Origin of the sequence: Actinocrinis sp., from assembly GCF_035946395.1 — a bacterium.
Classification (GTDB): Bacteria; Actinomycetota; Actinomycetes; order Streptomycetales; family Catenulisporaceae; genus Actinocrinis.
The window spans coordinates 1-10,433 of sequence record NZ_DASYZI010000113.1 but is presented as its reverse complement, the minus strand read 5'-3'; the positions used below and the strand labels follow the sequence as shown (position 1 = coordinate 10,433).

Here is a 10,433-nt window from a genome sequence, read left to right as displayed (position 1 = left end):
GCGTTTCAGTTGAGCGTTTTAGTTGAGCGCCTCAGCTGAGCACTTCGGCTGGGTACTCCATTAGAGTGCTGTTACGGGAGGCTCCACTGCTGGTTCGCGCTGTCGGCGCAGGCCCAGATCTGTACCTGGGTGCCGGAGCCGCCCCAGCCGGTGTCGTCGAGGCACTTGCCGGAGTTGGGGTTGATGTACTCGCCGTTGGATTGGTGTTGCCAGACCTGGGCTCCCGTGCCGTTACACGTGTAGAGCTGCACGAGCGTGCCGTTTGCCGTCCCGGCGGAGGTCACGTCCAGGCACTTGCCCAGCGCCTGAAGCTGGTTGCCGGAGGTCAGTGTCCACTGTTGCGCGTTGGTGCCGTTGCAGGTGTAGACCTGGACCGGTGTGCCGTCCGCGGAGCTGGCCGAGCGCACGTCCAGGCACAGGCCCTGGTAGCCGGTCACCGGGCCGGGGCCGGTCGAGCCGCCGCCGCCGGATCCCGGCGTGCCGCTCCAGGTGAACGTCGCCGAGGTCGCGTTCGGCAGCGAGTAGCTGAACGACTCGTTGCCCCAGTTGACCACGACCTGCTGGGTGCTGCCGCTGCCGTTGTAGGCGACCAGCGCCTTTGAGCCGTCCGGGTTGATCCACGCCACGTTCGGCACCGTGGTGCTGGCGGTCGAGTCGATCCGGTACGCGCCGGGCTTGACGAACTTGGTCAGCTGGCCCATGTCGTAGTACTCGACCGTGTAGTCGACCTGCCCGCTGCGGCTGTCGCCGTTGTGCACGGTGATCAGGCCGGTACAGGTGCCGCAGCCGCCGTTGTGCGGGCCCATGTTCTGGTCCACCGCCAGGCTCCACTTCACCACCGACTGACCCCAGTTGCGGGTGTAGTCGATGATGTTGTTCATGTCCTCGTTCTGCTGGTTGGCGATCCAGGTGCCGCCGGAGTGCTCGGTGTCGAACTGACCGATGTTCGGGTACTGGTTGTGCACGGTGGTCTGCTCGCCCGCGCTGCCCTCGTCGTAGCCGTGCCAGGCGACGCCGCCGAACAGCGAGTCGTTGCGCACCGTCGCGTCGTCCACCTCCTGCTGGGCGTAGTTGGCGTAGTTGCTCCAGTTCCAGTCCAGCGCGAGGTCCTTCGTGGTGATGCCCGCCGCGTGGAACGCGGGCAGCAGGTCGGTGACGGTGAAGTAGTCCAGGCCGTTGCCGTTCCAGTTCATCGTGGGATAGCTCGACGGGTCGCAGCAGCCCGGCTCGTTCTGCGCCGAGACGTAGTCGACGTGCACGCCCTGCGCCTGGTACGCCTGGATCGTCTTGACGAAGTACTGCGCGAAGGCGGCGTAGTACTGCGACTGGAGGTAGCTGTGGCTGGTGAAGTTGTCGTCGGACTTCATCCAGGCCGGGGCGCTCCACGGCGTCATCATCAGCTTGAGGTTCGGGTTGAGCTGCTGGGCCTGTTTGGTCAGCGGCAGGATGTCGGTCAGGTCGTGGCCGATCGAGAAGTTGTTCAGATTCGGGTCGACCTGCCCGGCGGCCATGTCGTCGTAGGAGTAGCTGTACCTGGCCAGGTCCGAGGCGCCCATCGGGTTGCGCAGGAAGTCCAGGCCGATGCCGTTGTTCGGGTCGAACAACGCGGTCATCACCGAGTTGCGGGTGGTCGAGCTCAGCGCGCCGCTGCTGCCGAGCAGGTAGCCGGCGGTGTCCGTCATCGACGCGCCGGCGCCGACGAACTGCTGGTACTTGTTGCTCTCGTTGACGGTGATCGTCACCGCGCCGCTGCCGTTGCCGGAGCCGAACGAGATCGCGGACTGCTGTTGCAGGCCGCGGGTCACGTTGCGGCCGCCGGAGTCGTTCGTGGTGGTCAGCCAGATGTTGACCGTCTCGCCGGCCGCCTGGGCCGGCGCCGCCAGCAGCGTGCCGCCGGCCGCGAGCGCGCCGCCGCAACATGCGATGATCAGGGTGCGCAGACGCACGGCGCGGCCGAGCGGTAGGTTCGGTGGGGCCATCTAGGGTCTCGCCTTCTGGCCGCCGCGCCGAACGGCCAACGTGGTGGTGATCGCTGTGGGTGTGAGCGTTGTAAGTGTGATCGTGTGATCACGTGCTCGATCTCGCTCGGACGCTGGCCCACCGTGGCTCCTCGGACTCGACTGGACTCGGCGGGGCCGAGGGACCGAGGGACGACGGCAGGAGGATCACCCGCCGCCGGACGACGGCGTAGGGCTCGCCCTGCCTGCCGCCGCGGGTCGGTCGGCTCTGCGCCGGCGCCACGGCCGAGTTCGAAGAGAGGTGTGATGGTGGGCCCCGCACGGCGTCACGCCGCCGTCCGGCCGGAGATCGAGATGTGCGGATTCACTTAATTCGTGATGTGATTTAACTCGTGAGCCATAATCTCGTCAAGGGATCCGGCAGGATGGAAGGCAGGAGGGGCGCGGATGGCTGAGCGAACCATGCGGACCGTGCGGGATCTGCGTCGGTCGAACCGCTCGCTGCTGCTGCGCCGACTGTACTTCGGCGGGCCGCTCAGCCGACAGGATCTGATCGACACGACCACGCTGAGCGCCGCCTCCGTGAGCAACGTCATCGGCGATCTGATCGGCGACGGCTTGGTGGCGGAGGTCGGCTCGGTCGGCTCGGAGGGAGGGCGGCCGCGCATCCTGCTTCGGGTGGACTGCCCGCGCTGGCACGCGATCGGCGTCGACGTGGGGGAGACCGGCGTCCTGGTCGAACTGTTCACCCTGGACCTGGCGGTGCTCGCCCGCGCCGAGTATCCACTGCCCGACGGCTGCGGCGACGTGGCCGCGGTGGTCGAGCGGATCGGCTCCGGCCTGCGCTCGGTGATCGCGGACAGCGCGGTGGATCAGGCGACCATCGTCGGGATCGGGGTCGGCGTTCCCGGGGTGGTCGAGCACGGCGCCGTCGCCCGCACCGTCGTCGAACCCGACGCCGTCGAACGCGGCTTCATCGAGCCCAGGGCCGTGGAACGGGGCGTCGCCCGGTCTCGGGCTCAGTACAGCGTCGTGCACGGCCAGACCATCGGCTGGGACGGGGTTCCGCTTGAGCGGCTGCTGCGCGAGACCGGCCTGCTGCGCCCCGGCATGCCGCTGTTCATCGACAACGGCGCGACCACGCTCGGCCAGGCGGAGATGTGGTTCGGTGCCGGACGCGGCGCCCGCGACGTCGTCATAGCGCTGATCGGTTCGGGCGTCGGGGCCTGCGTCGTGGCGGACGGCTCGCCTTATCGGGGCACCGGGCGCAGCGCGGGGGAGTGGGGCCACACGACGGTGCAGGTCGGCGGACGGTCGTGCCGCTGCGGCTCACGCGGTTGCCTGGAAGCCTACGTCGGTGCGGAGGCGGTGATCGCCCGGTACCACGAGGCCGCACACGCAGCCGCCACCGCCGACCCCGCGGGCGAGGAGAGCGCCATCGCCGCGATCCTGGCCGCGGACGAGCGGGGCGAGGAGCCGGCCCGCGCGGTGCTGGAAGAGACCGCCGTCTATCTCGGCGTCGGCGTCGCGAACCTGATCAACCTGTTCAACCCGGAGCGGATCGCGCTCGGCGGCTGGGCCGGACTGATGCTCGGCGAGCGCCTGTTGCCGCGGGTACGTGAGATCGCGGGCGAATACGCGCTGCGACACGCCTTCGCCACCGTGGACGTGCAGATGTGCCGACTCGGCCCGGACGCGGTGGCGCGCGGCGCGGCCACCCTGCCGGTCGCCGGTTTCCTGGCCGCCGCCTCGGCGCAGAGTTCTGGCCTGAGCAGGGTCGCCCCGGCGCCGTCCCGGTGAGAGTCGCACATCACCCTCACAGTGAGAGTTACACGTGGTGAGGATTACAGCGCCCTTGCGGTGAGAGTTGCACGCGGTAGGAGCTACGCGGTGCCTTCGCAGTGAGAGTGACGCAGTGAGAGCTACGCCGTGAGAGTGACGCCGTAAGGGTTACATCGGTGGTGTCACTTGCGGTGTCACTTGGCGTCAGTGCTCCGGCGACCAGACATAAGGGGTCGTCCTCGTGATGACGCGCAGTCCGAGCCGTTCCAGGATCGGCCTGCTGTTCTCCGAGGCATCCACCTGCACGTACTTGATGTCCCGGCTCACGGCCAGCCGGGCGCGCCGGGCGACCAGGGCGCGGTAGATCCCCTTTCCGCGCCAGGCTTCCAAGGTGGAGCCGCCCCAGAGCCCGGCGAACTGCGGGCTGTCCTTGAGCGAGATCCACGCCGCGCTCACCACGTGTGCGTCCATGCCGGAGCCGACCTCCGCGACGAACACCGCGACCTCGTCCGGATCGGCCGCGATCCGCCCACCCAACTCCTCAGCCAGCCAGGGTCTGTCTTTGCCCCAGACCTCGGCCTCCATCGCCGCGATTCGTTCCAGGTCGTCGTGGGCGGTGACCTGACGCAGCGTCACGCCGTCGGGCAGCGGCGGTTCGGCGGCCAGGTCGGCAGCCTCGCCGATCAGCACCGTCTCGGACTCCTCGGGTTCGAATCCGGCCGCGAGCAGCCGCGCGACCAGGTCGGCGGGTTTGTCGTGGCTGCGCGTCTTCCACTCGACGGCCTCGCCCCGGGCCGCGAAGTAGTCCCGCTGGCGGGCGATCAGCGCGTCGAGTTCGGCCCCGCGTATCCGCAGGTCGCCCGTCGTCTCGACGAAGCCGCGGTGGTAGCCGATCGTGCGTAGCAGCGGGCCGTCCCACTCGTGGGTCACCCCGGCGGACGTGACCTCGGGGATGCGAGCCCTGGTTTGCTCGTCGTAGGCGTTGAGCAGCGCGGAGATTTCGCTCACAGGACGTGAGTCTAGGAAGGTCCGCAACCGGATTTCCGGCGAGGACAGGCGCGGGATGGATGCGGGATGGGCGCGGGACGACTGGGCTGCGTCCGTTCGGCGACTCGGCTCGGCGACTGGGCTCTGCAACCTGGCTCGGCGGCGCGGACCGCACGCCCTAGCCGCGGCCGTCCCGGCGGGGTTCGGCCAGTCGGTCCACCAGCCGGGAGAGCGCGGGCAGCGCGGCGTCGATCGCCGTCCGGTCCTGGGGGTCGAGTTCGCCCAGCGCGGTGGCGATCCGGTCGCGGTGCGCGGTGTGCCAGCCGGCGAGCTGACGTTTGCCGTCCGCGCTCAGCTCCACCACGGCCACCCGACGGTCGCTGCGGTTGGTGCCCCGCTCGACCAGGCCCGAGGCCATCATCTGGCTGATCAGCCCGCTGACTGTGGACGGGGCCAAGCGCAGCCGGGTCGCGAGGTCGCCGACTCGGGCCGGTGCGGAGTCCGCGAGCGACTGGAGGAGTTCGACCTGCGCCATGGGCAGTGCTTCCCATGGATAGTCGGCCCGGATACTCGTGCGCAGCACGCGGCGCAGCCGGGCGACGACATCGGTCAGCGTGTACGCGTCGGACCCAGTGGGTTCCGTGACAGTGGATTCCGTAACAGCGGAGTCTGGAGCTGTGGAATTTGGAACTGCGGAGCCCGTAGCTGTGGAGTCCATAACCGTCGGATCCGGAACACTGGAGTCCGTACCCGTCGTCGCGGTCTCCCCTGGCACGTCTGGCGCAGGAACGGCCGATGTGGTCGTCATTCGGTTACTGTACTGGCTTGCCAGGGCCCCGATCAGCCGAAGCGGCCGGTGATGTAGTCCTCGGTGGCGCGCTGGGTCGGGTTGGCGAAGATCCGCGCGGTGTCGTCGATCTCGATCAGCTTGCCGGGCTGGCCGGTGCCGGCGATGTTGAAGAACGCGGTGCGGTCCGAGACCCGTGCGGCCTGCTGCATGTTGTGCGTGACGATGACGATGGTGTACTCGGCCTTCAGCTGCGCGATCAGGTCCTCGATGGCGAGGGTGGAGATCGGGTCGAGCGCCGAGCAGGGCTCGTCCATCAGCAGCACGTCGGGGGAGACGGCGATGGCGCGCGCGATGCACAGGCGCTGCTGCTGACCGCCGGACAGGCCCGCGCCCGGCTTGTGCAGCCGGTCCTTGACCTCTTCCCACAGGTTCGCGCCGCGCAGCGAGTTCTCCACCAGATTGTTCATGTCGCCCTTGTGTTTGAGCCCGTTCAGGCGCAGCCCGGCGGCGACGTTGTCGTAGATCGACATCGTGGGGAAGGGGTTCGGCCGCTGGAAGACCATGCCGACGGTGCGCCGCACCGCGACCGGGTCGATGCCGGCGCCGTAGAGGTCCACGTCGTCGAGCAGCACCTTGCCCTCGACCCGCGCGCCCGGGATCACCTCGTGCATCCGGTTGAGGGTGCGCAGCACCGTGGACTTGCCGCAACCGGACGGGCCGATGAAAGCGGTCACCGTGCGCGGCTCGACCGTCAGGCTGATGTCGTCGATCGCCTTGAAGCCGCCGTAGTAGGCGGACATCCCGGAGACGTCGATCCGCTTGGCCATCGTGTGCTTCTTCCTTCGTTAGTCGCCGATGTCGAACACGTAGCCCAGGCCGCGCACGGTGCGCATCCGGGCGTACGCGTCCGGGTCGATCTCCAGGTGTCGGCGAAGCCGCCGTATGTGCACGTCGAGCGTCTTGTTGCGGTCCGGGTATCCCTCGCCCCACACCGCGTCGAGCAGCTGCCTGCGGGTCAGCAGCCGGCCGGCGTTCTCCATCAGCGTGGCCAGCAGCTCGAACTCCTTCGGCGCCATCCGCACGCTGTGACCGCCGACCCGCGCCGCCATGCCGTCGAGGTTGAGCTCCACCGTTCCGACGGTCAGCAGCCGCAGTCTGCCGAGCGTCTGCGGCGCGACGGGGACGTAGGCGCTGCGATCGATCGGGTGACGGGGGTTCGTCCTCGTCGCCATCGTGGCTCCTCGTTCCGCTTCGTCGGGTCGGATGGGTGTCGGTGGATTCGGTGGATGTCGTCTGCGGGGCTGTGGCGAGCCGTGCCGTCGTTCGGGTGCGTACGCCGGTCGGGTCAGGCCCGGCCGGGCCTCTTCCACCACGCGAGGAGCCGCGCGGCCAGGTTGAGGATCATGATGATCAGGATCAGGGTCAGCGCCCCGGCCCAGGCCCGGTCGATCGCGGGCTGATACGGCTGGGTCGCCTCGTTGAAGATGAAGTACGGCAGCGAGCCCTGCGCGCCCTGGAACGGGTTGCCGTTGATCGACGAGGTGAAGCCGACCACCAGCAGGACCGGCGCGGTCTCGCCCATGATGCGCGCGATGCCGAGCATGACGCCGGTGACGATGCCGGGCAGCGCGGTGGGCACCACGATCCGCAGGATGGTGCGCCACCTGGACACCCCCAGCGCGTAGGAGGCCTCGCGCAGCGCGTGCGGCACCAGTTTGAGCATCTCCTCGCTGGACCGGATCACCAGCGGCAGCATCAGGATCAGCAGTGCCAGCGACCCGGCGAAACCGGAGGCCTTGAACCCGAAGGCGATGATCCACAGGGACAGGATGAACAGGCCCGCGACGATCGAGGGCAGGCCCATCATGACGTCCACGAAGAAGGTCACCGCGCGGGCCATCCAGCCGCGGCCGTACTCGACCAGGTAGATCGCGACCAGCACGCCGATCGGCACGGCGATCGCGGTGGCGAGGCCCACCTGCTCCAGCGTGCCCAGGATCGCGTGGTACGCGCCGCCGCCGACGTCGGACTCGGCGATGTTACGCATCGAGTGCTGCAAGAAGTAGCCGTTGAAGTCCTTGGCGCCGTTGCTGATCACCAGCCACAGAACCGAGACCAGCGGCAGCACCGCGAGCAGGAACGCCAGGATCACGCCGCCGCGCGCCAGCAGGTCGGTGATCCGGCGGCCGGCCGCGACCGAGCTGAGCGAACTGGCGCGCAGCACGTCGTCCCGGTGCGCGTCGTGCGGGTTGATCGCCTTGTGCTGGAAGGCCTCGACCGGGCTCTCTTCAGCGGCCTCGGCCGTCTCGGCGGCGGTCGCCTTGCCCGGCGTCACGTCGTCGCGGATCTGGCCGCGCCGGGCGATCCACCGGGCCAGGTAGTTGACCAGCAGGGTCATCACGAACAGCACGAGGCCGGAGGCGATCAGCGCGCCGCGGCCGACATCGAAGGCGTTCTTGAACTGCACGGCGATGTTCGCCGCGATGGTGTTGCCGCCCGGCTGGAGGAAGTGGTCGAAGAAGTTCGTGGTCTGCGAGAGCACCATGGCCGCCGCGATGGTCTCGCCGAGCGCCCGGCCGAAGCCGAGCACGATCGCGCTGATCACTCCGGAGCGGCCGTAGGGCAGCACGGCCAGCCGGATCATCTCCCACTTGGTCGCGCCGAGCGCGTACGCGGCCTCGATATTCTCCCGGGGCGTCTGTAGGAACACCTCGCGGGAGATCGCTGCGATGATCGGCAGGATCATGATGGCCAGCACGATGCCGGCGGCGAACACCGAGCGGGGCGACGGCGATCCGTCGTAGTGGAAGATCGGGATCCAGCCGAGCACGTCGGAGACGACCTGGGAGACCCCGCCCATGTGCGGGACCAGGAAGATGATGCCCCACAGGCCGTAGACGACGGAGGGCACCGCGGCGAGCAGGTCGACGACGTAGCCGAGCGTCTGCGCGAGCCGGCGCGGCGCGTACTGGCTGATGAACAGGGCCGCGCCCACCGCGATCGGTCCGCCGATCACCAGCGCGAACAGCGAGGTGATCAGGGTGCCCCACGCCACCAGCGCGACGCCCCACACCGAGGGGTCGTCGTCCGGGTTCCACTCGAAGGCGGTCAGGAAGTTGACCGAGTCGGCGTTGATCGCGTGCAGCGCCTGGGTGACCAGGAACGCCGCGATCGCTCCCATCAGCAGCAGCAGGAACACCGCGGAGCCGCAGGAGATCCCGGCGAACACGCCGTCGCCGCGGCGTGAGCTGCCGGTCAGCCCGGCGGCGGGCCCACGGCGGGCGCCGCGGCGCGGTGCGGACGGGGAGCCCTTGCGCTGACTGCCGTCCGGGTCCTGGAGGCCGGAGGAATCCGTCACGGCCGGCGACTCGCCGCTCATCGTTCTCCTGACGGTGCGGTTCATGGCGTGGGTACTGCGGGAGGAGTTTCGTTCTCAAGCGGCCCGGCTGCCGCCGCGGGATGTATCACTCACCGCGACGGCAGCCGGGCCCGCTTCGCGTCCGCCGGGCGGACCCTGCGTCGGCTCGGGCGGTTAGCTCAGAGCGTTGACCGCGGTCGCCACCAGCGACTGGATGTTGCTCGGCAGCGACACGTAGCCGGCCGCCGGCAGCTCCGCCTGCGCGGTGGTGCTGGCCGCGTAGCTCAGGAAGCCCTTGATCAGCGGCAGCTGGGTCGCGTCGTTGCCCTTGTCGCAGGCGATCTCGTAGGTCACCAGGACCGCCGGGTAGGCGCTCGGGTCCGAGTAGGCGTAGTTGAACGCCAGCTGGATGTCGTTGCCGTTCTGGTTGACCTTCGCCTTGGCGATGAACGCGGAGGCGTTGTCCGTGCTGGCCGTGACGAACTGGCCCTGCGCGTTGCCGACCTTGGCGGTCTGAAGGTTGTTCGAGGAGGCGTAGGACAGCTCCGCGTAGCCGATGCCGCCGGCGGTGGTCTTGACCGCCTGGGCCACGCCGGAGGAGCCGTTCTCACCCTGGCCGCCGGTGCCCGGCCAGACCTTGTTCGCCTTGGCCGGGAAGTCGGCCGCGTCGGTCTGGTTCAGGTAGTTCGAGAAGTTGAACGACGTGCCGGACTTGTCCGAGCGGTGGAACGTGGTGATCTTCGTCATCGGCAGCGTGACGCCCGGGTTGTCCTTGGTGATCGCCGGGTCGTCCCAGGTGGTGATCTTGCCGTTGAAGATCTTCGCCAGGTTGGCGGCCGACAGGTTCAGCGGAGTGGTCACGTTGGTGACGTTGTACATGATCGCGATGGCGCCGGGCACCATCGGCAGGTCCACGGCCTCGCCGCCGGTGCAGCGCGCGTTGGCCTTCGCCACGTCGGCGCCGGACAGCGGGAAGTCGGAGCCCGCGAAGTCGACCTGCTTCTGCTCGAACGACGTGACGCCCGCGCCGGAACCGCTCGGGTTGTAGTTGACCGTCGCGCCGGAGCAGGCGGTCTGGTAGTCCTTGGTGAACTTGTCGATGGCGTTCTTCTGCGCACTCGACCCGGCCGCGGTGAGCGTGCCGCTGCCACAGGAGATCGCGGAGGACGCCGAGGACGACGCACCCGCGGACGCTGGCGCGGACGAGCTGCTCGCGGTCGTGGTGTTGTTGTTGGAGCCGCACGCGGCGAGCGTGGCGACGGCGATGAGGCCGGCGCCGGTCACAGCGACGTACCGCTGGAGCTTCACGGGGAAGTCCCTTCCTGAGTTCGCCGGTGCTGCCACACGCGTGAGGGCAGCCGCCGGCCGGTCATGAGCCTGACGTGTGCTGACGTCTGCGACCGTAGGCAGCGCAAATGAATCGATGAGCCGGACAAAGTGAACGCCCGGTATACAGTGCGGGACGTTTGGGCGACCGACGGAACTCCGCCGCGTGTTCGCGTCATCACACCCTGATTCATCCGGCGCTTTCCGCCGCGGCGTCGGCACGATGTCGGCA

Annotated in this window: 8 protein-coding genes; 1 reads left to right on the top strand and 7 read right to left on the bottom strand. The window is 68.9% G+C overall.

Going from position 1 to position 10,433, the window contains the following annotated elements; genetic code table 11:
* Positions 1 to 71: 71 nt before the first annotated feature.
* Complete coding sequence (locus VGS97_RS07375; RefSeq protein WP_326852498.1) at positions 72 to 1,979, bottom strand: ricin-type beta-trefoil lectin domain protein; 1,908 nt, start codon at positions 1,977 to 1,979, stop codon at positions 72 to 74.
* A gap of 426 nt (positions 1,980 to 2,405) precedes the next feature.
* Between VGS97_RS07375 and VGS97_RS07370 the strand changes: the two genes are divergently transcribed.
* Entirely contained in the window at positions 2,406 to 3,758 is a 1,353-nt protein-coding gene (locus VGS97_RS07370) for an ROK family transcriptional regulator (protein WP_326852497.1), read from the top strand.
* Positions 3,759 to 3,944: 186 nt separating this feature from the next.
* Here VGS97_RS07370 and VGS97_RS07365 read toward each other — a convergent pair whose 3' ends face one another.
* The 6 genes from VGS97_RS07365 to pstS all read right to left on the bottom strand — a co-directional run bounded on the left by VGS97_RS07365 (position 3,945) and on the right by pstS (position 10,183).
* The gene (locus VGS97_RS07365) at positions 3,945 to 4,748 is read right to left on the bottom strand and encodes a GNAT family N-acetyltransferase (protein ID WP_326852496.1); all 804 of its coding nucleotides are present in this window, start codon (positions 4,746 to 4,748) and stop codon (positions 3,945 to 3,947) included.
* A gap of 157 nt (positions 4,749 to 4,905) precedes the next feature.
* Entirely contained in the window at positions 4,906 to 5,310 is a 405-nt protein-coding gene (locus VGS97_RS07360) for a MarR family winged helix-turn-helix transcriptional regulator (RefSeq protein ID WP_326852495.1), read from the bottom strand.
* Between the two features lie 257 nt (positions 5,311 to 5,567).
* Positions 5,568 to 6,344 (bottom strand): phosphate ABC transporter ATP-binding protein PstB, encoded by a 777-nt coding sequence (pstB, locus tag VGS97_RS07355; protein WP_326852494.1) that lies wholly within the window; start codon positions 6,342 to 6,344, stop codon positions 5,568 to 5,570.
* 18 nt (positions 6,345 to 6,362) lie between these two features.
* Positions 6,363 to 6,749: a response regulator transcription factor gene (locus tag VGS97_RS07350; RefSeq protein WP_326852493.1), complete on the bottom strand. Its 387-nt coding sequence runs from the start codon at positions 6,747 to 6,749 to the stop codon at positions 6,363 to 6,365.
* Between the two features lie 113 nt (positions 6,750 to 6,862).
* Positions 6,863 to 8,896 carry a phosphate ABC transporter permease subunit PstC gene (gene pstC, locus VGS97_RS07345; RefSeq protein WP_326852492.1) on the bottom strand — a complete coding sequence of 678 codons (2,034 nt, stop codon included), beginning with the start codon at positions 8,894 to 8,896 and terminating at the stop codon, positions 6,863 to 6,865.
* A 153-nt stretch (positions 8,897 to 9,049) separates the two neighbouring features.
* Entirely contained in the window at positions 9,050 to 10,183 is a 1,134-nt protein-coding gene (gene pstS / locus VGS97_RS07340) for a phosphate ABC transporter substrate-binding protein PstS (RefSeq protein ID WP_326852491.1), read from the bottom strand.
* Between the last annotated feature and the right edge of the window lie 250 nt (positions 10,184 to 10,433).

Coding starts and splice junctions, on each gene's coding strand:
- VGS97_RS07350 (WP_326852493.1), bottom strand. CDS start 6,749: ATGGCGACGAGGACGAACCCCCGTCACCCGATCGATCGCAGCGCCTAC.
- pstC (WP_326852492.1), bottom strand. CDS start 8,896: ATGAGCGGCGAGTCGCCGGCCGTGACGGATTCCTCCGGCCTCCAGGAC.
- VGS97_RS07375 (WP_326852498.1), bottom strand. CDS start 1,979: ATGGCCCCACCGAACCTACCGCTCGGCCGCGCCGTGCGTCTGCGCACC.
- pstB (WP_326852494.1), bottom strand. CDS start 6,344: ATGGCCAAGCGGATCGACGTCTCCGGGATGTCCGCCTACTACGGCGGC.
- VGS97_RS07370 (WP_326852497.1), top strand. CDS start 2,406: ATGGCTGAGCGAACCATGCGGACCGTGCGGGATCTGCGTCGGTCGAAC.